24 protein-coding genes and 1 tRNA gene are annotated in these 26,440 nt (G+C 44.3%); 9 read left to right on the top strand and 16 right to left on the bottom strand.

What is annotated here, in order from left to right; all coding sequences use genetic code 11:
- Positions 1 to 40: 40 nt before the first annotated feature.
- The 10 genes from LIO64_RS11605 to ruvB all read right to left on the bottom strand — a co-directional run bounded on the left by LIO64_RS11605 (position 41) and on the right by ruvB (position 10,677).
- Entirely contained in the window at positions 41 to 496 is a 456-nt protein-coding gene (locus tag LIO64_RS11605) for a glycosyltransferase (protein ID WP_290549610.1), read from the bottom strand.
- Positions 497 to 621: 125 nt separating this feature from the next.
- On the bottom strand, positions 622 to 1,680 hold the full coding sequence (locus LIO64_RS11600) for a glycosyltransferase family 2 protein (protein ID WP_290549609.1): 1,059 nt from the start codon (positions 1,678 to 1,680) through the stop codon (positions 622 to 624).
- 73 nt (positions 1,681 to 1,753) lie between these two features.
- A complete protein-coding gene (locus LIO64_RS11595; RefSeq protein ID WP_290549608.1) occupies positions 1,754 to 2,680 on the bottom strand; it encodes a glycosyltransferase in 927 nt (308 codons plus the stop codon).
- 10 nt (positions 2,681 to 2,690) lie between these two features.
- Positions 2,691 to 3,320, bottom strand: coding sequence for a DapH/DapD/GlmU-related protein (locus tag LIO64_RS11590; RefSeq protein WP_290549607.1), 630 nt, complete (start codon positions 3,318 to 3,320; stop codon positions 2,691 to 2,693).
- Between the two features lie 3 nt (positions 3,321 to 3,323).
- Positions 3,324 to 4,439 (bottom strand): DegT/DnrJ/EryC1/StrS family aminotransferase, encoded by a 1,116-nt coding sequence (locus LIO64_RS11585; RefSeq protein WP_345779590.1) that lies wholly within the window; start codon positions 4,437 to 4,439, stop codon positions 3,324 to 3,326.
- Positions 4,417 to 5,871, bottom strand: coding sequence for a lipopolysaccharide biosynthesis protein (locus LIO64_RS11580; protein WP_290549605.1), 1,455 nt, complete (start codon positions 5,869 to 5,871; stop codon positions 4,417 to 4,419). The genes LIO64_RS11585 and LIO64_RS11580 overlap by 23 nt, the downstream gene beginning before the upstream one ends.
- Positions 5,872 to 6,276: 405 nt before the next feature.
- Positions 6,277 to 7,224 (bottom strand): glycosyltransferase family 8 protein, encoded by a 948-nt coding sequence (locus tag LIO64_RS11575; RefSeq protein ID WP_290549604.1) that lies wholly within the window; start codon positions 7,222 to 7,224, stop codon positions 6,277 to 6,279.
- Between the two features lie 130 nt (positions 7,225 to 7,354).
- The gene (locus LIO64_RS11570; RefSeq protein WP_290549603.1) at positions 7,355 to 8,485 is read right to left on the bottom strand and encodes a sulfite reductase subunit alpha; all 1,131 of its coding nucleotides are present in this window, start codon (positions 8,483 to 8,485) and stop codon (positions 7,355 to 7,357) included.
- A gap of 31 nt (positions 8,486 to 8,516) precedes the next feature.
- Complete coding sequence (locus LIO64_RS11565; protein ID WP_290549602.1) at positions 8,517 to 9,536, bottom strand: beta-ketoacyl-ACP synthase III; 1,020 nt, start codon at positions 9,534 to 9,536, stop codon at positions 8,517 to 8,519.
- A 121-nt stretch (positions 9,537 to 9,657) separates the two neighbouring features.
- Entirely contained in the window at positions 9,658 to 10,677 is a 1,020-nt protein-coding gene (gene ruvB, locus LIO64_RS11560) for a Holliday junction branch migration DNA helicase RuvB (RefSeq protein ID WP_290549601.1), read from the bottom strand.
- 140 nt (positions 10,678 to 10,817) lie between these two features.
- Between ruvB and LIO64_RS11555 the strand changes: the two genes are divergently transcribed.
- The 4 genes from LIO64_RS11555 (at position 10,818) to LIO64_RS11540 (ending at position 14,666) form a co-directional block, all read left to right on the top strand.
- Positions 10,818 to 12,299 carry a beta-N-acetylhexosaminidase gene (locus tag LIO64_RS11555; RefSeq protein ID WP_290549600.1) on the top strand — a complete coding sequence of 494 codons (1,482 nt, stop codon included), beginning with the start codon at positions 10,818 to 10,820 and terminating at the stop codon, positions 12,297 to 12,299.
- 280 nt (positions 12,300 to 12,579) lie between these two features.
- Positions 12,580 to 12,669 (top strand) — tRNA-Ser (locus LIO64_RS11550).
- Between the two features lie 153 nt (positions 12,670 to 12,822).
- Positions 12,823 to 13,743, top strand: coding sequence for a restriction endonuclease (locus LIO64_RS11545; RefSeq protein ID WP_290549599.1), 921 nt, complete (start codon positions 12,823 to 12,825; stop codon positions 13,741 to 13,743).
- A 41-nt stretch (positions 13,744 to 13,784) separates the two neighbouring features.
- Positions 13,785 to 14,666, top strand: coding sequence for a DUF2971 domain-containing protein (locus LIO64_RS11540; protein ID WP_290549598.1), 882 nt, complete (start codon positions 13,785 to 13,787; stop codon positions 14,664 to 14,666).
- Between the two features lie 2,326 nt (positions 14,667 to 16,992).
- Here LIO64_RS11540 and LIO64_RS11535 read toward each other — a convergent pair.
- The 4 genes from LIO64_RS11535 to LIO64_RS11520 all read right to left on the bottom strand — a co-directional run bounded on the left by LIO64_RS11535 (position 16,993) and on the right by LIO64_RS11520 (position 21,294).
- A complete protein-coding gene (locus LIO64_RS11535; RefSeq protein WP_290549597.1) occupies positions 16,993 to 18,225 on the bottom strand; it encodes a hypothetical protein in 1,233 nt (410 codons plus the stop codon).
- A 5-nt stretch (positions 18,226 to 18,230) separates the two neighbouring features.
- Complete coding sequence (locus tag LIO64_RS11530; RefSeq protein WP_290549596.1) at positions 18,231 to 19,316, bottom strand: hypothetical protein; 1,086 nt, start codon at positions 19,314 to 19,316, stop codon at positions 18,231 to 18,233.
- 23 nt (positions 19,317 to 19,339) lie between these two features.
- On the bottom strand, positions 19,340 to 20,578 hold the full coding sequence (locus LIO64_RS11525; RefSeq protein WP_290549595.1) for a hypothetical protein: 1,239 nt from the start codon (positions 20,576 to 20,578) through the stop codon (positions 19,340 to 19,342).
- A 92-nt stretch (positions 20,579 to 20,670) separates the two neighbouring features.
- The gene (locus LIO64_RS11520) at positions 20,671 to 21,294 is read right to left on the bottom strand and encodes a hypothetical protein (RefSeq protein WP_290549594.1); all 624 of its coding nucleotides are present in this window, start codon (positions 21,292 to 21,294) and stop codon (positions 20,671 to 20,673) included.
- Positions 21,295 to 21,561: 267 nt separating this feature from the next.
- Here LIO64_RS11520 and LIO64_RS11515 point away from each other — a divergent pair, with 267 nt between their 5' ends.
- From LIO64_RS11515 to LIO64_RS11505, 3 genes are all read left to right on the top strand, one after another.
- Positions 21,562 to 21,903: a hypothetical protein gene (locus LIO64_RS11515; protein ID WP_290549593.1), complete on the top strand. Its 342-nt coding sequence runs from the start codon at positions 21,562 to 21,564 to the stop codon at positions 21,901 to 21,903.
- A gap of 72 nt (positions 21,904 to 21,975) precedes the next feature.
- A complete protein-coding gene (locus LIO64_RS11510) occupies positions 21,976 to 22,368 on the top strand; it encodes a hypothetical protein (protein WP_290549592.1) in 393 nt (130 codons plus the stop codon).
- Between the two features lie 133 nt (positions 22,369 to 22,501).
- Entirely contained in the window at positions 22,502 to 22,918 is a 417-nt protein-coding gene (locus tag LIO64_RS11505) for a hypothetical protein (protein ID WP_290549591.1), read from the top strand.
- Here LIO64_RS11505 and LIO64_RS11500 read toward each other — a convergent pair.
- Positions 22,883 to 23,494, bottom strand: coding sequence for a hypothetical protein (locus LIO64_RS11500; protein ID WP_290549590.1), 612 nt, complete (start codon positions 23,492 to 23,494; stop codon positions 22,883 to 22,885). The two genes, LIO64_RS11505 and LIO64_RS11500, sit on opposite strands and share 36 nt — an antisense overlap.
- A 117-nt stretch (positions 23,495 to 23,611) precedes the next feature.
- On the opposite strand from LIO64_RS11500, the gene LIO64_RS11495 reads away from it, so the two are divergent.
- Positions 23,612 to 24,757 carry a site-specific integrase gene (locus LIO64_RS11495; RefSeq protein ID WP_290549589.1) on the top strand — a complete coding sequence of 382 codons (1,146 nt, stop codon included), beginning with the start codon at positions 23,612 to 23,614 and terminating at the stop codon, positions 24,755 to 24,757.
- 24 nt (positions 24,758 to 24,781) lie between these two features.
- Complete coding sequence (locus LIO64_RS11490; RefSeq protein WP_290549588.1) at positions 24,782 to 25,996, top strand: Fic/DOC family N-terminal domain-containing protein; 1,215 nt, start codon at positions 24,782 to 24,784, stop codon at positions 25,994 to 25,996.
- A 43-nt stretch (positions 25,997 to 26,039) separates the two neighbouring features.
- Here LIO64_RS11490 and LIO64_RS11485 read toward each other — a convergent pair whose 3' ends face one another.
- A complete protein-coding gene (locus LIO64_RS11485) occupies positions 26,040 to 26,315 on the bottom strand; it encodes a DUF3892 domain-containing protein (RefSeq protein WP_290549587.1) in 276 nt (91 codons plus the stop codon).
- Positions 26,316 to 26,440: the final 125 nt, after the last annotated feature.

The raw sequence follows: 26,440 nt of genomic DNA, 5'->3' as shown, positions 1-26,440 counted from the left end.
TGCCTTCTTCTGAATCACATAAAAATCCATTGACTCCGTGCTAGATCAATTCTGGCATGAAGTTATAAGAGAAAGCAAGCACGGAAGTTCCGCAAGCCATAAATTCAATAACTGGAATTCCAAAAGGTTCCTGCCACTGAAGTGGAAAAATGAAAGCTTTGGAATTGCTGAATAATTCATTTTCCTGTGCATTGTCAACCGGACCGATATAACGGATGTTGGCTGATAGGTGAGTTTTAATGCTCTGGTCAAAATAGTCTTGAAATTGAGGTATCACATTTCCTGCAATAATCAGACTGTTACCTGTCTGTTGTGCTACGTGAATAGCTATGTGCGCTCCTTTAATAGGGTCTATTCTACCCAGGAATACAAGAGGTGCATCGGGAGATAATTGCTCCTTAAAATGGTATTTACCGTATATGTTTCTGAAATTGTCGGTTAATAAATATTTGAAAATAAATAATCGCTCACAGTTTTTGCTTATGATTTCATTCAATTATAGCTGTTGTGTTTAACATTTCATCATGGGATTAGCGTATGGAAAGAAGGCTATTGTTCATTACAGATTAGGTGTTTGTGTTGATTCTAGATTAATCTGTATAGAGTCCTAATATTTTGGATTTATCTATTATTTAGAAAATGTTTCATTTTTATGATGCAGGCAAATAGCGATAGAGGAAAAACTTTAATAAGAAAATAATATTTATTATTTTTATAATAGGAGCTTTTTTTTATCTTCAGCCATCTTTGAAATCTCTGATATGTATTGCATGAACTATACCATCCTGATTCAAATTTGGAGTGACAAATCATGGAGGAGATAAAATTGAGAATTGGTGTTGCAGCATGCTGATCCACATGGCCTTGGTTGGCTTTCGCATTCTCTATAAACACTTTTATCTCCCGCTCCAATGCAATGAATGCGGGAAGGGAAATAGTATAATACTGATCAATGAATGCTTCCCATGATTTGATATTCCGAAGTGTTTTGAAGCCGTTTTTGGGACCGGAGCTATTGGAACCGTGATAACTTAAGACAGCTGTTTTATAACCCCGCACAATGGCGGCGTCATGCTGGATACGTGCTCGTAAGAAGAACGTCAAATCGTCGATGTAGTAGGCACAGTCCGGCAGGTCTCCAAATTGAGTCCACAATTTTTTAGAGAAACACTTTACTTCCAAAATTTCTTTATTTCGGTTTGAAAATAAACCATATATATCAGGAGATTTGTCGAGGGATAGGTGATTTAAATCAACTGTTGGGAAAGAAACCGTTTTTTCTTGCTCTGATGTCGCCCTTGCTTCAGAAAGGATAAACAAAGACGGTGTTTGGCGTGCAATCGCCCATCCCAATATTTTACATTTATAGGGAGATGCCACATCATCATCATCGTGCCGTACAATCCAGTCATATTTGGCATGCCTCAATGCATAATTTACGTTGGCGGCCAATCGTCCATTCCGCGGAGTTTGAATAACCAGGACTTCATGGGGACCTTCATAGGCTTGCATCATAGCCTGTAAAATTTCATACGTTCCGTCAGTGGAACCGTCATCTGAGGCTATAATTTGCAATTTACCTTCGTAGTCCTGATGCAGGATGGAGAAAAAAGACTGCCTGATAAAGTCTTTTCTATTATAGGTAGTAAAAATGCATGTTAAGCTCGGCCAGTTTTTCATAATGATTTGCAGCTAAAAATTTGTTTCTGCTGGTTAATTATTTGAGGAGCATTTGTGAAAGCATAACAAATTTTCATGAATGAAATAAACGGCTCATGAAAAGACAGCTTAGTTTTGCAAATTGGCGGAATTGATGACGCCGGAGCAGGAGCCACAAACCCTTGATGAAATCTCTTTTCCTTCCAGCCATAATAAATATGTGGCAATTATTGCAAAATGATGTTTGAACTTCTTGAATGTATTCCGCGTGTGTGATGATCTTCTTCTCATGCAGGTATTTCGTAATTTCGATAAAGGACTGGTGGAATTGTTGCGCTCTTGACCAGTCATGTTGGAAATGTGAAGCGCTTGTAGGCAAGAGTCGGTATACGGAAGTCAGGTCGGAAAGATAAAAAACGGAAGACTTTTTTAAGAACCACACCCATAACGGATAATCATTCATTTTCCAAAATCTGATATTTTCAATATCGAGTTCGGCGGCATATTGTTCGTATAGGCTTTTTCTAAATAAGGTTGTTGCCGTTACAATTTTCCCTCTATCCATGATGCCCCTCAACATGGCCGATTCATTTCCGGCAGATTGTTTATGGATGCTGTTAGTCGACATGTCCAAGGTGGTAAAACCGGTGCAGACCATTCCCATATTGGGATAGGTTTCCAGAAGATCAACTTGTTTCTGCAATTTTAACGGGTCTGTCCAGTAATCATCACCTTCGCATAGTGCCAGATATTTGCCTTTTGCACGGGGAAAGTTGTATAGCTCATTAATGGATTCTCCCTGGGAATACTTGTTTTCAGGTTGGCAGATAGCCTTAATGATATTCGGGTATTGTTTTTCATATTCATGAATGACCTCAGGAGTTCCATCTGTAGACGCGTCGTCATGGATCAAAATTTCAAACGGAAAACTGGTTTGCTGCATCAAAAAACCTTCCAGTGCATCCCGTATGAAATTTTTCTGGTTGTAAGTAATGCAACAAATGCTGACCAACGGATTCATGAAAAGGAATTTATAGTTTTCTTCCGGGATTTCCCGCAATGGTTTGTCCCGGTTGAACGGCTTTGGTGATTACGCTTCCAGCCCCGATGACGGCTCCGGAACCGACTTGAGGTACTTTGTCCGAGATGTAAATCGCGCCCAGGCCGGAGAAGATGAAATCTCCGAATTCAATATAAGAGCCAATGATGTTGCCGGAGGCTATTAGGCAAGATGCTCCTATCTTTGTAGAATGCGTGATGACCACATTTTCTCCAATCATGGTATTATTCCCAATGTAGACATCTGGATGTATGGTGGAATTGGCCCCGATAATGACGCCTTGTCCCAGTTTGGCCCGTGAAGAAACCGATGCCGATGGATGGATAATATTGACGGGAATACCGTCTAGGGCGGTAATTTTATCAAATAATCCGGCGCGGATTTTATTGTCCCCCATGCTTAGGGCAAATTGCTGATTTGTGATATCGCTTGAAAACAAATCATCAAAAGTTCCTAAAACGGGGTACCCGTAAATGGAACTGCCTGTCTTGCCTTCTTCGTAATGATAAAGTCCCCTGATTTTTTTGCCGCATGCCTCCAGCATGTCGATCATCAACAGTGTATTGTGCCCAACACCCAGAATGTAAATACCTGTACCCATCTCTTACTTGTGGCTCATTTGGTGGGCAATGAATTTGATGGAGTCCGGTTCAAGGTCTCCATACATCGGCAGGCAGATGACGCTGTCAGCTGTCCGGTGAGCTACGGGCAAATTCGATTTGCCTGAAGACGGCAGGTCTTTATACATGGGAAACTCTGAGATGAGGGGATAAAAATAACGACGCCCCATAATTCCTGCATCTTTTAATTTTTCATAAAGAGTATCCCGGCTCATTCCATAGGTCTGTTCATCCACAAAAATGGGGAAATAGGAATAATTGGACTCTACGTTTGGGAACTCGGGAAGGAGAGCGATTCCCCGTATATCAGCAAGACATTCCCGGTAAAGATTGGTCAAATATTTTCTTTGGCTAATGGAATGGTCCACATATTGAAGGTTGATAAGGCCGTAGGCGGCTCTTACTTCATCCATTTTTCCATTGATGCCGGAAGCTTCAACGGTCGTCTCGTTAACGAAGCCAAAGTTTTTTAACTGATCAATGGTTCTTTTTGTTTCAGCATTTTTGCAGATAAGAGCCCCGCCTTCAATCGTATTGAACACTTTGGTTGCATGAAAACTTAAGGAACTCATGTCACCGGCATGCAGGATGCTTTGCCCATTCATTCTCACGCCAAACGCATGGGCCGCATCGTAAATGATTTTTAGGCCGTATTTGTTTGCTATTTGCTGGATGGCATCCGTATGACATGGCGTACCGTAAACATGTACGGGCATAATGGCTGTGGTTTTGTTTGTAATGGCCGATTCAATCTGTTCTGCATCCAGATTAAGTGTAACGGGATCAATGTCGACAAAAACCGGCGTAATGCCGTTCCACCATAAGGCATGAGTTGTAGCAACGAAACTATAAGGTGTAGTGATGACTTCTCCGCTGACATGCAATGCCTGCAATGCCGTAATAAGAGGGAGAGTGCCATTGGTGAAAAGGCTCAGATATTTCACACCCAGGTATTCAGCCAGCGCCTGTTCAAGCAACTGGTGATAATGTCCATTGTTTGTCAACCATTTGCGCTGCCAGATATCCTTTAACAAAACGATCAATTCATCCAGGGGGGGGAGGAGGGGAGAAGTAACATTAACGGGCTTTTGAACATCCATAAAGCTGCTGTTTAAAAATGCTGATACTTTCACGCCATTCTTGAAATTTTCCAAAAACGGAACCTGTTATATAAATAACGCTCCCTACAGTACATCCCATGATTAATTTGGCAATACTGGATTCTACAAGATTTTGACATAGAAAAGAACCCGTCATCATGAAAATTCCTAGTGCGAATACAGGGATGAGATCCCTTATCTGTTCGTATAATCCGAATCCGATAAGTTTCTTTGTGTAATAAGTATTGATGAACAGGCAGATGAGCGACGCGGCAAAACTTCCCAGGCACATGGCTAAAATACCGAAAGGGACAGTGATGCATAATATGCCGAATCCGAGGATTTTTTTAATGACTTCAAGTTTGAGAAACAAATTGCTCTTCCCCTTGACTTGAAGCAGGTTTAAATTTAAAGCATGAACGGGGTATAACAGGCAGACGAGGCACAAAACCTGTAAATATGGAACGCAAGGCAGCCATTTATCCGTGATCAGTACCGATACCATGGGGTGTGCAATGGAAATGATGCCCAGCATGATTGGAGTTACGAAAAAATTGACCATCCGGATTATTTTCCGATAGGCAGTTGCCAGCCGTTCATCATCGTCCTGAATTTTCGATAATAGGGGAAAGGCTACTTTCCCAATGACATCAAGTACGCTGTTCATCGGCAAGGAGGCAAAATTATTGGCTCTGGTATAATACCCCAGATCAATGGCGGAGAACTTTTTCCCAATCACGAGCTGATAGATATTTTTGTAGAAAGTATCGAACAGGCTGGAGATCAACAGTCTGGAACCGAAATGAAAATGTTTTTGAAATGAAGTTTTTGAAAAACAAAAATCCGGATGCCAGCTTACCTTGAACCACAGCAATACAGTGGTTAGCAGAGAGGAGAGCAAGCCCGTGATCACCAAAGTCCATACGCCAAATCCCGTGTACGCTAAAATAATGCCTATTATTCCTGTAATTAATTGAACACCAACTGAAATTTTAGTGTATGCCTTAAAATTGAGGTTTTTGGACAGGATTATATTTTGTATAGCCCCAAAGGAGGAGATAATGATATTGAGAGCGATGACTCTGAGGATATCCGTCAGAATTGGATTATGGAAAAAAAACGATATCGCAGGAGCTGCGAAATATAAGATAATGTAACACAGGACGGCTACGGCTATGTTATAATAAAAGACAGTGGAATAATCTACATTGGTGCTTTCCTTGTCCCGAATGAGAGAAAGGGATAAACCGCTGCCGACAAAGATATTGGACACGGCGATAAAAACACCCAGTACTCCTACTGTGCCATAATCTTCAGGCGTCAGCAGCCGGGCAAGAACCAAAGAGATGAAAAAGGCAATAAGCTGATTGGCGCCCGTTTGCAGAGAACTCCATTTGGTGCCTTCAATGGCCTGGTTTTTCAGGGAACTCATGATGAGCAGCGTAAAGAAATGATCTTCAATTTTTGAATCTTCAAGTCAAACTTATAGTCAGGATTCCATACTGTTTGCTCGAAAATTTTTACAGGATTGAAATATTTTTGATTATATGTGTTAATATTATAAATTTCTGTTTGTTAATTATATGTTCCCCAATATTCTTTAAAATTTATCGTTATGAAAATAAAAGCACACATGATTTTTCTTTAGAAAAAAGATTCTCATGGAAAGTATAAACCTTGCTTTTGCCGGTTATGTCCTTTTCATTCTTTCTTTTCAATCAAAGAGAACATGTGTTTGATTGAAAAGAAGCCCGGAGAAAAGAGGTTTAAACTTAATGGTCAATCTCTTTCAGTTGCGGGAAATCCTCAAATAGGATTTGCTATGGCAATCCCAATATTATCGATGATGTCTTTTCATCAAGCGAATAGCCTTTCCACATGCGCATTTGAAATATGACGACAACATTCTAAAATTATTGGAATTCATTTTTTTTTCTTTAATTTTATCAGAAAAATTTGATATTTTCCAATATTTATTAAACAGTCCGTAGTCGTGCCGTATGCTATTGGGGTGCCAGGGTTTGGGGATGCCCCAGTAATGAATAATGCCGGGATGCTTGACTGCCTCAAGCAATTCTTCTTCCTGTAACGGGTTGTTAGTGAATTTTTTAACTCCATTCCATCGAATTTGCCAAATAGCAGGCTCGCAGATGTTCCACATGGGGTGAAGTAGCAAAATCCTTTTCTGGTAACACTTATTGAGAATATCTTGGTCTTGCCAGGTCAGAGAGGAAATGTGCTGTACGGCATACTCGAGGACATGTTTTTCAAAATGTTCTTCCCGGATCTTTGATAAATTGTAAAGGATGACGCCTGCGTTGATGTAAATGGAATCGTGTGGCAACTCCATTTCTTTTTCCCAACGCTGGAAAGTATCGGAGGATAGATGTTCCGTGGTAAAGACACCGGCAATGAGGGCATCTCCCATTTCCGTTTGATACATCGTAAAGGCATCACGATTGAAAATGACATCAATATCTACGTAAAGGACCCTATCTACTGTCGGTGGCAAGAAAGAGGACAAGCCAAGGCGATAATAAGTAGCTGCAGACCAATTGGGCCCGACAGGAAAATCCTGAAACCTGTCTCCGACATCGATGAGATGGAGTTGAAGATCATACTTTTGTTCCAGAGATTGAAGCCGGGTTATGGAGTGGTTTGTCAGGCCATTTGCGAGAATATAAATATCTGCATGGACTGAGGACGCCAGATTTTCCATGAGAGACACAATACTCACTCCGACGCCTATCACGCCGTTCTCATCTGTAGCGTATACTATATTCATGACAAATGATGTACCTGTGATTTCAATAAAACCCCCGGTATTCATGCAAAAGACAAGCCATCGGCGTATGATGGATCTCTTAAGTCACTCATACTGTACGCGGATATTACCCGTACAAGGTAATTCTGTCTTAATACACGTCCCGCTGGTAGCGGTGGTGTTGTTTCATGTCCGCTACGTATTCCGCAGCTTCTTCCGGAGACTTGTGGCCCCAGGTCTGGATGACCTCGTGAAGGGCTGCGTCGACGTCCTTCGCCATGCGGGAAGCGTCACCGCAGACGTAGAAGCAGGCGCCGTTTTCCAGCCATTTCCAGAGTTCTTCACCTTCCTGGACCATGAGGTGCTGGACATATACCTTCTTTTCCTGGTCACGGGACCAAGCTACGGATAACTTCAATTTGCCGCTGGCTGTCAGTTTGTTCAGCTCATCTTCATAGCAAAAATCAGTTGCCTTGTAAGGGTTGCCGAAAAACAGCCAATTGCCGCCTTTGTGGCCGGAGGCGATACGTTCCTCCCAGAATGCGCGGAAGGGGGCGATGCCGGTACCCGGGCCAACCATGATGATGGGGGTGTCTCCGTCTTCAGGCAGACGGAAATTTTTGTTGGTATGTACAAACACTCTGGCCGTGTGGCCCGGCTGGAGGCGGTCCGCCATGTAAGTGGAGCATACGCCGCCGCGTTTGCGGTCCCGGGCCGTATAGCGCACTGCTCCCACACACAAATGCACTTCTTCAGGATGGGCGTTGGGACTGGAAGCGATGGAATAAAGGCGCGGCATGATTTTTTTCAGAATGCCTGTAAAAGCCTCTGCGGACTCAAAAGCGGCGGGATATTCCGTCGCCAGGTCCAGCACGTCCCGGCCCCATAGAAAATCGTTAAGGGTATCCTTGTCTCCGGCCAGCAGAGCTTCCAGTTCCTGGCTGCCGGAGGCGGCCGCCCATTTGGTCAGAAGAGCCTTGTTGACGTTGGTGATGTCATAGCAATTGATCAGGGCGTCCCTCAGGCTGACGGTATTCCCTTCCGGTGTAGGAACTTGGGAATCGGGGTTGAGGCCGAGCTTTGCAATCAGGGCATCCACTAGGGAAGAATCATTGGCGGCAATGACGGCGAGGGCATCTCCGGCAATGTATTCCATTCCGGAGCCGTCCAGGCTGTATTCAATATGGATCGTTTCTTTCGGACTGCCTTCTCCGGTAATGTGCTTGACGGAGAGGACGGGTGCGGGGAACGGGTTCTTTTTGCCGTACGGTTCGGTTGTCATGTGTAATATAGGTCTGGAATGGAAAAAGAAATTACCAGCGGATGGCCGCGGCACCCCATGTGAGGCCTGCGCCAAAGGTGACCAGGACGACGTTGTCTCCCTTGCCGAATCTTCCAGTGCGGCGCGCTTCGTCAAAGGCGATGGCCACGGCGGCGGCGGAAGTGTTGCCGTACTTTTCAATATTGATGAACACCTTGTCTTCCGGAATAGAGAGGCGCTGGGCCACGGCATTGATAATGCGGAGGTTGGCCTGGTGGGGAATAATCAGTTTGATGTCGTCTGACGTCAGGCCGGCGCGTTCAATTACGCTGGCGGCGGAATCCTTCATGCGGGGAACTGCCTGGCGGAAGGTCTCCTTACCACGCATGGCGAGCGTAGCCAGGCGTTCATGGGCGTTCTCTGCCGTGGTGGGGCAGCGGGACCCGCCGCCGGGGATCTGGAGCAGATCATGCAGGGAGCCATCCGTGCCGATGTCCGTGGCGAGGATGGAGCCTTCCCCTTCTTCCCCCGTGGCAGCCTGGAGCACGGCGGCGCCGGCGCCGTCCCCAAACAGGACGCAGGTGGTGCGGTCCTCCCAGTTCACGACGGTGGAAAGTTTTTCCGCGGCAATGATGAGCGCCGTCTTCATCTGGCCCGTGCCAAGGAACTGGACGGCCGTCTTCATGGCGAACAGGAAGCCGGAGCAGGCGGCGGAAATGTCAAAGGCGGCGGCATTCCGGGCACCCAGGGCGTCCTGAATATAGCAGGAGGTGGAAGGAGTGAACGTATCCGGCGTAATGGTGGAAACGATGATCAGGTCAATGTCTTCCGGTTGCAGGCCGCAGGATTCCAGCGCGCGTTGTGCAGCCTTGGTCCCCATGTGGGAAGTATACTCGTCAGGGGCGGCGATGCGGCGTTCCACGATGCCCGTGCGTTCGATGATCCATTCGTGGGAAGTGTCCACCATCTTCTCCAGGTCCGCATTGGTCAGGCGGCGTTCCGGAACATAGGAACCCGTACCGATGATCTTGACGGGCAGTCTTTTAAAGGTGATATCAGAATTGGCAGCCATAGCTTTGGGCGTATGATGAGCAGAAAACGTCCTGACGTTTTATGTGGAAATAGTTTAAAAGAAAAGGCACCTCATGACCAGCACAAAACGCAGGACTCCTGCCATGCCGTAAAGGGATGGCTTACAATAGCCATCCCTGGCCGTTGGAGGGCGGCGTGGCGCCCATCTTGAGGTAGGCGGAAGGCATCGCCACGCGTCCCCTGGGTGTGCGGTTGATGTACCCCTGCATGATCAGGAAAGGCTCATGTACGTCCTCCAGCGTGGAGGCGTCTTCCCCTACGGCCACCGCCAGGGAGGAAAGGCCTACCGGTCCCCCGTTGAATTTGTAAATCATGGCTTCCAGCAGCCGCTTGTCCATCTCGTCCAGGCCGTCGTCGTCAATCTCAATCATGGTCAGGGCGTCGTGGGCCAATTGCTCCGTAATCACGCCGTCGCCCCTTACCTGGGCGTAATCCCGTACCCAGCGCAACAGGGAATTGGCTACGCGGGGCGTTCCGCGGGAACGCAGAGCAATTTGCAGGGCTCCTGCGGGGTCCACGGGCACATTCAGCAGCCCGGCGGAACGTTCGATAATGGAGCACAACTCCTCCTGCGTGTAATAATCCAGCCGGTTCACGAGGCCGAAGCGGGAACGGAGCGGACTGGTCAGCATACCGGCGCGCGTGGTAGCCCCCACCAGCGTGAACTTGGGAAGATTCAGTTGGATGGAGCGGGCATTCGGCCCCTGGTCAATGATAATATCCAGCCGGAAATCTTCCATGGCCGGGTACAGGTACTCCTCGATGGCGGGGTGCAGTCGGTGGATCTCATCAATGAACAAAATATCCCCCTTCTCCAGATTGGTCAGCACCCCTGCCAGGTCTCCCGCCTTCTCAATCTGGGGGCCGGACGTAGTATGAATGCGGCAGCCGACGGCATTTGCGATGATATTGGCAAGCGTCGTCTTCCCCAGGCCCGGAGGACCGCTCAGCAGGATGTGGTCCAGCACGTCGTCGCGCTGTCGGGCGGCTTCCACCATCAGCATCAGGCGGTCCTTGATCTTCTCCTGCCCGCGGAATTCACTGAAAGCGGGCGGTCTGAGGGACAAATCAAAGGCGGAGGGGGGCGTCTCCGTAGTGCGTGTGTAAAAGGACTCTCCCATGCGCAAGACTAGCAAACCCGTCTTTCAGCCATCCGTCAAGATGGAAGTGCAGGAAGGAACCTCCTTTTCCGGGACATGCCGGAGCCCTCCACGCTTTTTTTGATTGCGGAGGGAATCCCGTTCCGTCAGAATCATGGGCAATGAAATGGCGTATTTTACCTCTTCTGCTGGCGATGGGCAGCGGCGTTTTTGCTGCCGGTGACGTAGAATCCCGTCCCTATCACATCATTCCGGAACCGGCCGAAGTCACCGCTTCTTCCGGTGTCTGCAAGTCTCCTAAAATCCTCAAACAGGCGGCCAATAAGGCCCTGGGGCCGGAGGGATACAAAATCACCATCAAGCCGCAGGGCGTGGAAATTCAGGCTGGCAACCGCGCGGGCCTTTTCTATGCCAAAAACACGCTGGAACAGCTCCAGACCCAATATAAGGACGGCGGTATTCCCTGCGGCGTCATTGAAGACAAGCCCCGGTTTGGATGGCGCAGCATGATGATGGATACCGCCCGCCACTTTGTACCGGTGGAGGACGTCAAAAAATTCATTGATGTGATGTCCTTCTATAAATTCAACAAGCTCCATTTCCACCTGACGGATGACCAGGGCTGGCGCCTTCCGGTGCCCGGCTACCACAAGCTGGAAACCGTGGCCTCCAAGCGCAAGGAAACTTTTGGCAACAAAACTCCTCATGGAGGCATGTATACCAAGGAACAGCTCAAGGACCTGGTGAAATACGCTGCCGCCCGGAACATTGAAATCATCCCGGAAATAGACGTGCCCGGCCATAACCAGGCCCTTTGCTCTGCTTATCCGGAATTCCTCTGCTTCCCGAACCCCAAGCTGGAAGTGCGCACAAATGCGGGTATCTCCTACACGCTCGTATGTCCCGGCAATCCAGACGTGTGGAAATTCTACAACGCCGTCTTCAATGAACTCAAGGACATCTTCCCATCCCAGTACGTGCATCTGGGCGGAGACGAAGCTCCGGAAGACAACTGGATGAAATGTCCCAAATGCGCCGATTTCCGCGAGAAAGCCGGCATCCGGGATGAAAACAAGAAAGCCGCCGCACAAAAGGAAATGGTGGAATTCTTTACCCGGTGTGCCAAGATGTTGAAAAGCCGCGGGAAAACGGCCGTTTTCTGGTATGAACCCATGGGTAAATACCCGGATGGCGTGATCGTCACCACATGGAGAGGCGGCCACACGCCTAAAACCGTGGCCAACACTACCGGTGAGAAAGTGGAGGTCATCTGTGCTCCCAACGGCAAATGCTACTTTGACTATCCCCAGCTTCCCGGTGACTGGCCTTCCGGACAGCCGGACACGGGCTGGATGCCCGTCAATACGTTGGAAAACGTGTATTCCTTTGAACCTGGTGCAGGCCTCTCCTCCAAGGAAATGGAACGGGTGCGCGGCGTAGACTGCTGTCTGTGGGCGGAACGCCTGCCGGACATTGAACGCGTCTTCTACCAGGCTTACCCGCGCGCGCTGGCTCTGGTGGAAACCGCATGGTCCCCCAAGGAAGTGAAAAACCTGGACCGCTTCAAGGACAAGCTGGAATTGCATAAAAAAATCATGCAGGAAAAATGGGGCATCAGCTTCGAACGGCCGGAAAAGAAATAAACCATGGCAGGAGACCTCTTGCTCAGTAGCACTGAAGAGGGCTTCTTCCTGTTTCCCATTTTCTTCTGAAACGGTAAGAGCATCAATCTGACTCACACATGGCAGTCTCCTGAAGTTTCAGGAGACTGTTTTTGTTGACCGTCATACAATTATCCTGTCTTATGAGGTCACTAGGAAAGCTGAAAAAATATGAAAACGTCTTCCAGGTGAAAAAAAGATTGCCAAGTCCTGTCACTACGGTTACATTGTCTCCGCTTTCCTATCTTACACAATCTTCAACGGGCAGGTGTCAGAGTGGTCGAATGAGCACGCCTGGAAAGTGTGTGTACTGGCAACAGTACCGAGGGTTCGAATCCCTCCCTGTCCGCCATTAATTTTCCTCCGCAATATATTCGTAATGAGTATATTGCGGTTTTTGTTTGCGGGAACGTGGGGAAGAAATGGGGAAAATCGGAAGATTCAATAACAATGAGAGCTATTGCAATTATGAAGTGATAATGCTAGATTAAGCTGAGAACGTGATATGCAAAAAAAATTATCTCCAACTCTAATATCCCTTATTCAGGAGACTTGTGGAAAAGTTTTTTGGTATAAAAATGATCTAAGTAATTTTTTACGACTTCATCGCATTCCTGAAGTAAACTTTGTCCCGTTGAAAGAGATGACCAAAGTTGAATTTTTAGGTAAATTATTTTATGCTCTTAGCGAAAAAACGGGAAATAATGGGCATCAAATTATTTATGAAATTGGTGCAAATCTATGCGAAATGACTTCTTTTCCTTATTTGGAAAGAAAAGAAGAAACAAAATCCATGATACCTGCAGCAAAAGATGCGATAGCTAATCTTAAACCACATATTGATAAAATAAAAAGCCTAACTGATGATGAAACTAGGCGTCAACACAGGCTTGAACGAGAAGAAGAGATTAGAAAGCAAAGAAATCTATTTCTAGAAAACCTTAGGGAATTGAAAGAAGAATTGGATTTACTTGCTACACAAAAATTAGGAACTCAAGAAGGTGGATATTCTTTTGAAAAATGGTTAATTAGATTATTTAATCTATTTGATATCCATACAAGACCAGCATATAGAGAACCAAGTGGTAGACAAATTGACATGGCTTTTACTTTAGATGGATTACAATATATTGTTGAAGTAAAATTTACAAGCACCCCCGCGCAGGTTACTGATATTGATTCATTTAATGCAAAAATAAGAAAAATGGCTGATGGAACAAAAGGACTCATGATTTCAATGAGTGGATTTAGTCCAGGAGCAAAAGCTTCTGCTTCGAATGATCGTACATGGATTCTAATGTTAGATCATTCACACATGTATTCTCTTATTTTTAATGATGCTATGAGGTTAGATGATGTTATTAGGCGTATATTAAGAAATGCGTCTCAAATAGGTGAATCTTATTTATCTGTTAACAACTTTTAAGTTTATATCCGCAGGGTGAATTTCTTTACATTTATATATGAATGAATTTCAACAATAAAATATTTAATGATAAAAATGAAAAAAATAAATATATCAATTTATATTTATACACTTCATACGAAAATTTTATTAAAATAATTTCAAACTGGTGCCTGAAGCTTATCCTTGCAGATGAAACAAATGACCCTTTTGAATTTCGGCCTCAATACACAAAAGACAATGAAGATGATACTCTTTTCCAATATAGGAGGTTTGTATCGGAAATGGGATTTTTAAGCTTTTCCTCTAATCATAATTCAGCTGCTCTTTGGGGGCATTATGCAGATTCACATAGGGGTGTGTGTATAGAGTTTGAATTTCCTATCCTTAAAAGTATTAGTTTACCTCTATTTCCTTGCAAAATACATTATTTAGATTTAGCGGACACCCCGGAAGGTAAAGCGTATTCTCTTTATAAGAATTGGTTGTTTGATGTCAGGTATGATCATGAGCGTCCCCCCCTATTATCGAATGAATTCCTGGATATAGTGTGTAAAGCTATAAAAAAAGCAGAGATTCCTGATGATCATAAGTTTTTATATGAAAAATTTTCATTAGCGGACTGGAATGCTTTATATCTTATGACTCAAAAGGACCCATCTTGGAGTTTTGAAGAAGAAAAAAGAATCCTTATAAATTTATATCAACCTGAAATTGCAATCAATGATAATTTTTTCGTAAAAGGATACAATAAATATATAAGTCGCATTATTCTAGGGTTAAAATGCAAGCATTCAGTCGACAAAACACGAACGCTTGTGAGGCACTACACAGCTGGAAAATCAAATTATGATATATATATAGATAAAGCTAAATATTCTCCTACAAAATATGAAATTATTCTTCCAGAGGAAGATGACGATTATGATGATTTTTCAGAATAAAGTTAATTCTTTTTGTACTCAGGCTCTAATTCGGGACATCACTTGGCTTCGCTTCTCTGGAGAAAAAACATCCATAAGGCCTCAATAACAAATTTACATGTAATTACAATCCTGTATTCTGCGGAACCTTATCCCCAATTGTAGTAAACCACCTTTCCCATTCTTCCTACGATCAATTTCTTTCTATTCCTTTCTTCAATCGTAGTCGTACCAATCCTCCATGCACTCTCCGAACCTATGAGGATCATCTAGATTAGGTTTATAGCCCCAAAATCTGTTCCAATCAGGATTCTCTTCTTTTGACTCATTACTCCTATCCAGTTGTTCTGCTATTCTCATTGCTTTAAACTTCCCTGAATTTCTTTCTGTACTCTCAATTGGCATTGCATCCAATATTCTGAATAATTTTCATAGTAATTAATTTAGAAATAACTACTTCCAATGATCTTTTAAAAATACCTTCCTACAAAGCTGATTGAACATGGGAATTGTTCCAAAGGATTAAACAAGGCATATGGACGAAACCTCTCTCTTCATCTTTAATATACATTGAGTGAGACCGTTTTTCTCATAAGCCATTTGTAACCATATTAGTATGATTTTGCGATCATTACAGGAGGATATTCGGAGCGTTTTTTCTCGCGGCATGGGGATTCCTCCTCTTTCCTCTGCCCTTAATTCTCAATGTCCTTTCAATGGATAAGAAATGTCCGCCATGCCCCGTAACTTACATTGGACAAGACTCATTTCTACCACAATGTGTAAGTAGTTTTTCCCTCTTATTTTTCCCCAATCGATCGTAATGACATAACAAGCCCCTCAACTCCTCTCTATATTATACATTGTATGAGACTATAACTCCCAATAAGGATATAGTTTTATATGGTTGGAAGATAATTAGTGTTTATCTATCCGCATATCCTCGAGAACCATTCACAAAAAATGAAAAGAGTCTTCCCGGTATTCTTTTCCGTTTTATTCTAAACAATTCCAGAATGATTGATAAGAATTATCTAGGAACTTCCTTAGAAAATGTATTCCTTTTCTAAATTAAATCCGTAGAAATTAATTTAGAATTAAAAAACTCATCAGACAAAAAGCAGGATTAATCCGGTCTCATTCAATAGAAGAAGGGTGTGAGAGGGTGTGAGATGAAGAGATTATTTTTTTCTTTAGGCGCCGGGGGGCAGACTCTTTTTCATTTCTCCCATTGAAACATTTCCTAATGCAGAAAAAGAATTTCATTTTTTAGAAAAACAATTTTTGGAGCGTTTGGGAAAGTCTCCCCTTCATATGAAAGCCTCCTTGTATATTTTGAAACTAGACAGAGATAGGCTGATAATTGGGGCGCACTTTTGATTTGATGGGGGTAGTGTATGGAATGAGGTAGGGTATACGGTAGATGGTATGGGTATGATGAGATAGAACAAGGTGAGGCCTATAGACAGATCTCACCTTGTTTCTTTGAAGGAATGTTTGATTGAGTGATTAAACTCTACGGCGACGCATCATAAGCGTTGCGAGACCTAAGAGACTGAGTGATGATGCAGTCGGTTCAGGAATTAAATTTGCATCTACTAAAGTCAATGCATAGAGACCATTATCCTGTAAACGGAAATGAACTTTTTATCACTCATCTGTGAAATGGGTAGTGCATTACCATTCATATCTTCAAACGGTTCTTGCCATGCAGAGAGTAACGACAAATCTCCCGTAATTGAGGAAGCATAGAAAACTACTACGGGGTTTCCGTCGAATAGACTATAGGTTTCCTCACAGAACATAATAGATGTATTTCCCGAGATATCAACGATGCCGAAAAGCAACTGTTCGATTAGTTACATCGGAACATTTCATAGCCCAAAACGAGCGCATTCATCGTTATCCTACTTCAACCCCATCCAATTTGAGAAAAGAACTCTTCCTGCCTCATCACAAAAATTTTACGGCTTCTGTCCAATTTGATGACTCTCTTCCGGTTTTTCAGGGTGGTTCTGCTGTGCGCTTAACCTTCTATTTTGACGATGAGCCAAAATGTTTTCAAGCGTTCGGCGGAACTCATAGGACAGGGGGTAAGTCCGGAATATAAGGCAATGCCGTGCGAGTTGGGGGTTGGGCTTTTTTGACGGACGGAGAAGTTTTTACATTTTGAGATGATGGGGGAGCGGACTTGGAAATCACTTTCGGAGAAGGCGGGGGCGGTACAGGTGTTATCTTCACCGATGGGGTAGGGTCTGAGGTGGTACACGAGCACATCAATGACAGGTAGACAATCAATGAAATATGGATGTGTGGCTTCATTGCCATGAATGATTGATCAGGATTGTTAAAAATTGGAATTTTCCATTGTGAGTATGCCAAAACAAGGGTCGGAATCCAAGTTTAATTTTCTATTTGTTTTTATAATAATTTGCTTGGAATTAACATCATATGAATGAATAACAGATTTTTCCAAAGCGGTCTTCTGCCCGGCGCTTGTTTTGGTGTAAAGGGAAACAAAGGCTCCGTTGTTTAACAAATGCGGACCCTTAAGCATGAATTGATAGACATAAGAATCTCCATCCTGCTTAAGCAGGCGTCCATGTTTAAGTTGGGGATAGCCGAGGCGGAAAATGAGTTTACCCCCTTCAGTCCGGATACTTCGGGATACTTTTTTCTCCATGTCTTTTACGAAGGCGTTCATACAGGCATCCTCGCGGAATCCATTCCCTTTTCCGGAAACGGATACCGTAGTCGCCGCCAAAATGGCATTGGAAGCCAGTTCTATCATTTTCAGGCGGATGTTCAGGCTCCACTGTCCGGAGTATACGGTTTGCCCGGTAAATGATGAAGTTCTAGAATTGATTTGAAAATCCCCACCTTCAGGCTGAATATCAAAAACGAAGTCGGCGGCTTTCAGTTGCTTGGACTTGATTTTTTCCGCGGAGGCAATTTCGTCATGTTTTAACATGTCACGTTCCGCGGACATTGTTTGATTACCGCGTTCCAAGAGGACGAATTCTTGAGATGCGCCAAATGCCTCATGAAAGGGCGTCACGATACTTTGCGATAAAGAGGAAACAATTTGTTGAGGGAAGCCAAATTGCCGGATTTTTTCGCCAAGCTCTTCGGCGGAGCTCATCACTAAGGAGATCTTATCTTTGAACATATCCTTATGGGGAGCATACATTTTAGCACGCACGGAAACTTCCCATTCCTTTTCTTCCGTTTGTTTTTCGGATAAAACTTCAAAAGAAATAATATCGGGGGCATGCTGATCCGCGGCCACTTCCAGTCTGAGGTGTCCCCCTCCGGGATGTTTTACATTCAACAAAATGTCTTTTTTGGAGATACGGTCTCCGTACATCTGAGCCTTGGCCAAGTCCAAGGCTTGGCGGATAGCGTCCTCTTTCCCGTATCCATATCCGGTTGAGGTTATTTCCCGTATTTCCAGTTGCTGCTTAGTCAGAGGTGCGGTCGCGTTCCGCTCCCGGCCTTTAAACCAAGGCCAGACGAACCAAGCCGTTAAACCGAGCAGAAGAACGGACGCTCCGGCTATGAAGATAGATTTCTTATTCATGACGCTTAATTGCTTTTGATTAAGTTTTTCGCTTTTAACTTGGCCAGGATTTCATCTGCCGCCAACGGTGTCAGGCCGGAGAGAACTCTCTTTTTGGCTTGCAGCTGGTCCGCCGCCTTTGCCTTCTGAGTTTGGGGAGAAAGGGCCGCCACCAAGCGAGGCAATTCACCGGTCATTTTGTAAATCTTTCCACTCACCGTCGCGTCTATCACCCACATATTGGTAGCTTCATCGACTCTGGGAGTACCCATATCCAAGGTTCCGACAACCACATACTGGACGGAGGGCACATCAGTGCGGAGGCTGGTAATGATGCTTCTCCATGTTTTAGCAGGGATAACGTTTCCTCCCCCGTAGGCTTCATCGAGCAGGGCGCTGGCGTCCAACATGGCGCCATCAATAATTTCCTCAAATCCCTTTTCGGCAAAACGGGCAGTGAGGGCCGTGCCGAATTCTTCACGGGCCGGAGGATCCAGACGGTAGGTAATTTGATCTGCCGTCACCACAGTAGCGGCGCCGGTTGTCTTGGTTGCCCGTTCAGCGACAGAGGCGTTGGACTGAACCACTGTATCAGCGACGGCCTCCGCCTCCGAGGTTTCTTTAGACTTTTTCAGGTCATTTGTTTGGATAACCGCCTGACTTTGTTTTTGCAAGGCCGCCGCGTTTCTCGCAGTGAAAAAAACGGCTATATCCACGGATTCCAGCTTAACGTTTGCTTGAACAGGCTGTGTTTTTTGCAAAAGATCCTTCATTCGATCTTCATCAATGACGGCAGAAAAAGTAACTGTAACTTCATCCTTTTCCGCGTTAATGGACTGAGTATTCGTCGCTTTAGTGCAAAGAGCAAGGATGTCATTGAGTATGTATGGCTTTCTGTCATTGTAAAGTTGCCTTATCGCTGATGGCTGGGAGCTAATCATTTGCTCAATTGCGTGTATGGCTGCGTAACGCTGTGCTTCATGAGCCGCATTATGCTGTCCCTCTGGTGAAGCTGCCGAGAAAATCACTGAATGGGAACCTTTCAACGGCAATTCCCCCGCTTGCAGGACAAAGGAGCAGGCAATTAAAATAGTGAATAAAAAAGCTTTCATATGATGGAAAATTTGGAGGTTGATTAGTTAATGGATGTTTCCCGGATCATGGATTTTGTTCTTTTATTCTTTTTCAGCGCAAGAGCTGCTGAACGGAACATTTTGATGATAGCGTCTTCATAATTAATCCAGGAGGATTCAAATTTGATTTCTTTAGGATAAGTGGATGTTACAAAATCCTTGAATTTTTCCGCGATCATTTCCCGTTCTCCTTGCTTGAGGCGCAAGCCGCAATAAGCGACGAATGCCAGCTGTTTCTGAAATTGGTTGGATTGCATTGTATAGGTGAGAAAGCCCGGAAAAACAATTTCCAGCGTATAGTCCGGCTTTTTTAGCAAAAAATCCTTACCAACAGAATCGTCGTTATTCTCCCCCTGACCAAGAGAAGCATTGTCTTTCATGGCTTCATTCATCACCCGACCGGTATCCTTGATTCGTTCACTCATAACATAGAAAATTTTATCTCCCCCTCCCGACCAAGGAAGTACAGGAACCTTGACTGCAGAATAGAAGGATGAAGAAATAAGGGAGGACAGGTAAGTTATATAACCGTTTTTTCCTGCAGCTTTATAGTTTGCAGGGATTTTTTCCAGAGCTTTGGTGTCAACCTGTATTTTACTAATTCCCAGTGTTTTGGGTGCCATTGCGGAAGAGTAGGGAGTCTTGGCCAATTTGACGAATTCCGGAATGAGCTTCGTTTCGTAGAGGTGACGGAGCATCGCATTTTTTTTCGCCTGAGAGACTCGTCCTGGTACGGCATCAATGGCAATGACCCGTCCCGGGATAGTAGCTAAAATTCTCCTATCTTTAAAGTTACAGATAACGAGATCAAAACCGATTTCCGCAAGAATTTTTGAATAAGCAGTTCCTGTTTCCCCTTCATAATGGCCTTCCACGTGTTCATAATTTAACGCACAGGCGAACACTACAGAATCAGATGTAACCGAATTAGAGAAATCAGCGTCTTGATTCTCTGGCATATAATCCAGCATGCGAACGCCGTCTTTCTTACGCTCCTTCAGTAGGCTGGCGTGCATAGCTTTATGCAGATTGCTGATGTTGTCTTTTCCTGCCTCTTCTGAAGCAGACGGGCCATAAACATATCCGACGGGAAATTGCTTTTTGGTCGTATCCTGTTTGATTACGGAATAAAACCATATCCCCGCAAATTCCACGCAGGGACGGCCCGGGTTTTCTTCTTCTCCCAATGAGATGGAAACACCAAATGGAAACAGGAATAACAGAAGAAATCGCAGAGACATGGGAAGAAAGCGGGGGGATTATTCCATCAATGCGTTACTCTACGCAAAGGGCAACGCATTGATGGAATGAATATGTATTATTTTCGCTATACTCAGAAAGAGAAGTCCATGGACGGCAGAGAGGACGGGACGGTTTTCATCAACGGCAGCTTGATTTCCAACTTCTTATTTACCTCATCCTGCAAGGCGGTCGCGTCTTTCATCAACTTGTAATCTTTAGGCAGGGAGGTTACAAAGTAGACAATCGGACGAAATTGGGTGGCCAAGATAGCCTTTTGCGTGGAATTGGCGCTCTTCATCAGTTTAATTAACTTGAGACCAAGTTCCGTGTTGGAGGCTGCCAGCTTGCCTTCTTCAATCAACGCCTTATTCAAGGTTTGGCAACTTTGCGTCCAAAGGTCAAGCTTCAGCTCATTCTTGCTTTGAAGTTCAGCGGCTTTTTTGTTGATCATTTCCTGCCGTCCCGGCATGGATTCCATGATGGAGGTCAAAGCAGAGCTGTCGTTGGGATTGGATTTCAGGTTATTGATCTGAGCTTCAATTTTAGCGGCATCTTTTCGGTTCCCGAGGGCATTTAAAGCCTGTTGCTGAGACTCCAGCAGCATGATCGTCGCCTTTGAATGTTTGGCGGTCAGTTTTTTTTGATCCGCCGTCAAGTCATTAACACCGGGCAGGGAATCCACATTGGCTCCTGCTAACTTGGCGAGTCCGGACATGCTGGAACAGGATCCCAAAAACAAGGGGGTTATCGTAGAGATCACTAAAGCGCATGTGATGATAGATGGTTTCATGATGGTTCGTTAATTAGGTTGTTGTTGGCGCAGCCGGTCGGAGCGTCTCTATACGGGATTTTACACGAAGAATGGCTACGAGAGATTTTCTCAGCTGCTGATTCCATATTATCTCCATAAGATATTTTTGTAAACCATAAATATCTCTAAAAGATAATTTACTTGGGGATGGTTTTGTGGCATAGTGACCTCATGAAGACGCGTGGAACAGGTGTTCAGTCTGTGAAAGGATTTGAAAAATGGATGATGAACAATGATTTGAGCTATTCTTTCATTGCGTCTGCCTGTGGGGTTTCAGAGCGTACCGTACGCCAATGGGTATCTCAAAAAGGTATCCCTGAGAGGTTTTCCCATTGTCTCAAGACAATGGTTGAATCTTCCAAACAGACGGTGACTTTTCTTGAAGGAAACAGGGAGGACGGCCTCAAGTTCAAATTGTCCCTGGACGATCAGGCCAAACTTTCCCGGAAAGCCCTGGAGTCTGGTTGTTCCCTTGAAGAATTGGTTGCCCGTTATCTTCATTCCCTCCTTTGATACTGGGAGTATGTCTCCAATAGAGATGCTTGTTGCCTTGTTTTCTACCCAAACGGTGATAAACTCTCTCGCATGAAGCATGTGGAGGATCAATCCGTATTCAAGATTGGAGTCAAGCGATGGCTCAAAGAGCGAAATCTTGATTACAAATGGATGGCTGACCAATGCGGAATATCTGAAATTACTTTCCGCAACTGGATGTCCCAGAAGGCGATTCCCCCATTGAAGCAGCAGTTGATTGAACGGGTCATGGACCAAATGTCAACCGTTCAACCGACATCATCTCCCAGTTCCATTCCCGGTATTCAGGTAGACGCCTCCTTGTCCCTAACGGTTAAACTTTCCCCTGAACTTTACAGCCAGCTTGAAGCCAAGGCGTCCCAGCAGGGAATATCCCTGGGAGACATGGTGGCGCAGGCCATTTCCTCCCTTATCAATGGACAATCGGATTTCCTCATTCCTTGAAAACGCGTAAAGTTATCCTTCCTCCCCAGTCTTGAACATTTTCATTAAGTCGTTATGAAATTGCGGCGAAAATAATTAACTATCATTGCGTTTTATCGCGTACAAAACTCATCTTTCTCGACATGATGGGTTCATGATCGGAGCTGCATACCAACAAGGAACACATGTCCGCGTAATATCTCCTGAAGGACAAATCCTGTTCACTCAGAAAGGAAAACTGTTGGGATTTTCTTCTGAGGCTGTTTCCATACTCAAAGGAAACGCGATCCACATTTGCGACCACCAAGGAAACACGCTATCCACCCATCGCTATACGGATGGCAAGCCAGCTAAAGCCGGTTCATCGAAAAGCATTCTCTTTTACCTCCTGTTGGGATGTTTGGTCAAAATAGGAGACGCCTACCGATTGTATCAATTTTTGGGCAGAGGAAACACCATAGGAACTGACGGCGGAGACTTGAACTGGAAGAATATTGGTATTTGGATCCTATCTTGTGTCTTTTACTCAGTTTGCCTAATTGTCATTATTTGGATGAGTTACTTTTTTTAAATGTCTATATAAAAAATATCCTCCGAGGAGTACAGATACTATTCCTACAACAACAATCAAAAACGAATGATTTTTTTCTGTTTCTTCTTCAGATTCATCTAATGTTTCAACTGGGTTTCTATATCCAAATGATCTAGTGCCTTTTTTTAAATATTCTTGTAGTAATACTTCTTCGCTCAATTTCTTTAAATCACCCTTTTTTATAGATTCTTCATCATTTGAAGTAATATATATAGGTCCATTTGGAGGGCCTCCAGCATTTTGTAATTTTGAAGATATGATCTTGTGATTAATACTTCCTATATTTTCGTCTTTTATGAACACATTCTTCAATTTCATATAAGGTGCATGGTACGCAGTTATTTGAGTTATTCCCATTTCATTTAAAATTTTTAATATATGGTTTATAGCATCATTATAATGAGGGTTTGATTCTTCCCCTTTACTCCCTCCATTTGATTCGAAAAATATACCAATTTTATTATTGAAAATTGCTATTTTCAAAGTTGCCTTCAACACATTTTTATCCTTATCGTATAGTGGTAATATTTCTACTTCTGCGAGTTTCATTGCCATTTTGGATTATGTTATTCCAGTATAGAGACAATTTATCTCTATTGTCGAAAAAAAACTGATTTCGATTGAGTTTTACCGCGTACGAACTCCTGTTTCCACGGTATAATTAACTCATACATGGCAGCGAAGAAGTTCAAATTATGCAGACTGGTTCAGGAGAACGACGGGAGATTCCGCGTCTACTGGAACACCATCAATCCCGACGGTTCCACCAAGAATAACAAATGCCGAGTCAAGGACAGGAAGGAAGGACTGGAAAAATGCCGGCTTCTCGAGGAAGAACTTTCTCAAACCGGATTAGTAGAAGAAACGGTCATCGATCCCGAAGACAGGATCATGATCGACCGCTTCTACAAAACCAATCCTTCCATCTCACTGGCGGAATTCATCAGAAGATACATGAGCTTCGTCGCCCATCCCAAGCAAAGCAGGGTGGTCAAAGATCTCTTCAAGGAATGGAAAAAGCACAAGCTCCTGACAGCCTCCAATAGGGAAAACATCCGCCTCACACTTTCAAGAGTCAATGTCTTCAAGGAAGTATTTGGAAAGAAAATCGTCAGCGCCATCCAGAAGGATGAAGTAGAAAAATGGCTCTATGGATTGGATATAGCCGAAAAGACACGCCAGCATTACAGGGCGGCCGTCATCTCGTTCTTCAAATGGTGTGAAATCGACATGACCAACATTAAATGCCCCAAGTCTGTACGCCCAGAACCCGGCATTTATTCCGTCGATGAAGCCGTTCAAATCCTCCATTATACCAAAACTCATCAGAACAGAATGCTCGCTCCCCTGGTCATCGCCATGTTCTGCGGAGTAAGACTGTCCGAATTTGAGTATATTGAATGGAAAGAACTCGACTTGAGCAATCCCGATGAGGACGGAGACTTCTACTTGTCAGGAGGAAAAACAGGACGCCGTATTGTCCATCTCCACAGCGTTGCCAAAAAATGGCTTCTTACATGCGAACGTTCCAACGGCCTTGTCTTTGACTTTGGACGATGCAAAAAACATGTAGACCGCATCTACGACGCCTTCAGAAGAACAATCCCCGAATACGTCGAAGCCAGGCAGAACGGATACCGGCACAGTTACTGTACCTACAAGGTTACCTGCTTTGGAAACATGGCAAGTGTGGCGGATGAAATGGGGAACAGCATCCAGATGATCCGAAAACACTACTACAAGCCGACCAGGAAGAAGGATGCGGAACTCTATTGGAAACTGACTCCCGAATACGTTGATTCACTCAATCTGGATTAACCGGACTCCCCATGGATGGTTACAATGGAAATCACCCTGTTTGACTATCGCACAATACACACAAAATCTCTTGTCTATACCGAAACGCGAATTGACATAATCAAAATCAAGAACCATACTATCTCCATTCACAATATGATCCCATATATCCCTGAACACCTTCCTCTTGAAAACATCAACTATGAAGATATCATATCGGATGTCGGTCAGGCAAATGCCGCCTTGGCCAGATATGACGGGCTTCTGCAAGGGATCATTAATCCCGGTATATTGCTTTCTCCCCTGACAAATGAGGAAGCGGTTCTTTCTTCCCGGATTGAAGGAACACAGGCAACTATCGAAGAGGTTTTAGAACATGAAGCAGGGCAAGCATACGACTTGGGAAAGGAAACGGACATTCAGGAGATTAAAAATTACCGGAAAGCGCTTACCCTTGCATCCGAACATCTTTCCTCGGCTTCCGTCCGCCTAGGTTTTATTAGGCAATTGCATGCAATATTGATGGATAGCGTAAGGGGACAGGACAAACATCCGGGGTACTTTAGGACAACCCAAAACTGGATAGGCTCTAAAGGATGCAAAATGGAAGAAGCATCATTTGTTCCTCCCGCTCCTCATGTTCTGGAAAATGCATTAATAGAATGGGAAAATTACCTTTCATTCGATGAAAAGGATCCTCTTGTCCAAACAGCCATCGTCCACGCCCAATTTGAAATTCTCCACCCTTTCAATGATGGAAATGGCCGTATTGGCCGTTTATTGATTCCTTTGTATTTGTATCAGAAGAAAGCCCTTTCGGCACCTATGTTCTATCTTTCCGCCTATCTGGAGAAAAACCGGGAATCCTATTACGCCTCGCTGAAAAGTATCTCTTCCTCCGGCAACTGGACGCCATGGATCTCCTTTTTCTTAAAAGCGATTACATCCCAGGCCAAATTCAACATAGACAAAACCAAGCTGATCATGGCCTTGTATGAAGAGACTAAAAAAACTATTGTTGAGATCACGAAATCACCTAACAGTTCTCTTTTGACGGATGCCATATTCAATCGTCCTATTTTTCAGGTTAATTACCTGATCCAGAAGCTTGGCATTGCCGTACCTACGGCACATCAACTATGCCGGAAACTCAAGGAAAATAATATTCTGAAAACAATCAGGGAAGGCTCCGGCAGAAAAGCCAGCATTTACTGTTTTCCCAGTTTGTTGAATATTGCCGAAGGAAAAGAGTTCATGTAAAAATCCTATGTTCCAATCCTCTCAATATGAAAATTGACGGGATTTACGCCCGGGGCAAATTGAGCAGATTGTCATGTCGACTCTCGTTAGGCATGGATCTTACATACTTCTCTCCCTTGGAACTCGTCATTTCCTCCAATATGGGATAAGGGTAAATGTTGACCCTGATAATTTCTCCTTGGAGAATCATGTCGTACACTTGTTCCTTGAGATAAAAACCTTCCAATTCTTCTCCTGACAGATAAATGGATTGAATGTCCTGTTCACTGGGATGAGCTGGACAGCCGTACTGGAAATGAATCTTTGTCGCCAAAATCATAATGGGACAATTTTACATGGATGATGCCCGGCAGTCTCCCTGAAACTGTATTACGCAATACATGCCCATTGAGCTATTTGAATAATGGAATGAATCCAGGTTCAATTTCTCCCAGTGGGCTCACT

The organism is Akkermansia sp., assembly GCF_020860705.1.
Taxonomy (GTDB): Bacteria; Verrucomicrobiota; Verrucomicrobiia; order Verrucomicrobiales; family Akkermansiaceae; genus Akkermansia.
Note: the sequence above shows the minus strand (reverse complement) of the source record. Positions and strands in the feature narration are given on the sequence as shown.

What these genes read in the sequence shown, in the direction of transcription:
- LIO64_RS11505 (WP_290549591.1), top strand. Translation starts at nt 22,502, where the DNA reads ATGATCGGAGCTGCATACCAACAAGGAACACATGTCCGCGTAATATCT.
- LIO64_RS11520 (WP_290549594.1), bottom strand. Translation starts at nt 21,294, where the DNA reads ATGTCCGGACTCGCCAAGTTAGCAGGAGCCAATGTGGATTCCCTGCCC.
- LIO64_RS11580 (WP_290549605.1), bottom strand. Translation starts at nt 5,871, where the DNA reads ATGAGTTCCCTGAAAAACCAGGCCATTGAAGGCACCAAATGGAGTTCT.
- LIO64_RS11595 (WP_290549608.1), bottom strand. Translation starts at nt 2,680, where the DNA reads ATGAATCCGTTGGTCAGCATTTGTTGCATTACTTACAACCAGAAAAAT.
- LIO64_RS11500 (WP_290549590.1), bottom strand. Translation starts at nt 23,494, where the DNA reads ATGGCAATGAAACTCGCAGAAGTAGAAATATTACCACTATACGATAAG.
- LIO64_RS11515 (WP_290549593.1), top strand. Translation starts at nt 21,562, where the DNA reads ATGAAGACGCGTGGAACAGGTGTTCAGTCTGTGAAAGGATTTGAAAAA.
- LIO64_RS11545 (WP_290549599.1), top strand. Translation starts at nt 12,823, where the DNA reads ATGCAAAAAAAATTATCTCCAACTCTAATATCCCTTATTCAGGAGACT.
- ruvB (WP_290549601.1), bottom strand. Translation starts at nt 10,677, where the DNA reads ATGGGAGAGTCCTTTTACACACGCACTACGGAGACGCCCCCCTCCGCC.
- LIO64_RS11530 (WP_290549596.1), bottom strand. Translation starts at nt 19,316, where the DNA reads ATGAAAGCTTTTTTATTCACTATTTTAATTGCCTGCTCCTTTGTCCTG.
- LIO64_RS11570 (WP_290549603.1), bottom strand. Translation starts at nt 8,485, where the DNA reads ATGACAACCGAACCGTACGGCAAAAAGAACCCGTTCCCCGCACCCGTC.
- LIO64_RS11525 (WP_290549595.1), bottom strand. Translation starts at nt 20,578, where the DNA reads ATGTCTCTGCGATTTCTTCTGTTATTCCTGTTTCCATTTGGTGTTTCC.
- LIO64_RS11510 (WP_290549592.1), top strand. Translation starts at nt 21,976, where the DNA reads ATGAAGCATGTGGAGGATCAATCCGTATTCAAGATTGGAGTCAAGCGA.
- LIO64_RS11590 (WP_290549607.1), bottom strand. Translation starts at nt 3,320, where the DNA reads ATGGGTACAGGTATTTACATTCTGGGTGTTGGGCACAATACACTGTTG.
- LIO64_RS11565 (WP_290549602.1), bottom strand. Translation starts at nt 9,536, where the DNA reads ATGGCTGCCAATTCTGATATCACCTTTAAAAGACTGCCCGTCAAGATC.
- LIO64_RS11555 (WP_290549600.1), top strand. Translation starts at nt 10,818, where the DNA reads ATGAAATGGCGTATTTTACCTCTTCTGCTGGCGATGGGCAGCGGCGTT.
- LIO64_RS11495 (WP_290549589.1), top strand. Translation starts at nt 23,612, where the DNA reads ATGGCAGCGAAGAAGTTCAAATTATGCAGACTGGTTCAGGAGAACGAC.
- LIO64_RS11600 (WP_290549609.1), bottom strand. Translation starts at nt 1,680, where the DNA reads ATGAAAAACTGGCCGAGCTTAACATGCATTTTTACTACCTATAATAGA.
- LIO64_RS11575 (WP_290549604.1), bottom strand. Translation starts at nt 7,224, where the DNA reads ATGAATATAGTATACGCTACAGATGAGAACGGCGTGATAGGCGTCGGA.
- LIO64_RS11535 (WP_290549597.1), bottom strand. Translation starts at nt 18,225, where the DNA reads ATGAATAAGAAATCTATCTTCATAGCCGGAGCGTCCGTTCTTCTGCTC.
- LIO64_RS11490 (WP_290549588.1), top strand. Translation starts at nt 24,782, where the DNA reads ATGGAAATCACCCTGTTTGACTATCGCACAATACACACAAAATCTCTT.
- LIO64_RS11540 (WP_290549598.1), top strand. Translation starts at nt 13,785, where the DNA reads ATGAATTTCAACAATAAAATATTTAATGATAAAAATGAAAAAAATAAA.
- LIO64_RS11585 (WP_345779590.1), bottom strand. Translation starts at nt 4,439, where the DNA reads ATGGATGTTCAAAAGCCCGTTAATGTTACTTCTCCCCTCCTCCCCCCC.
- LIO64_RS11485 (WP_290549587.1), bottom strand. Translation starts at nt 26,315, where the DNA reads ATGATTTTGGCGACAAAGATTCATTTCCAGTACGGCTGTCCAGCTCAT.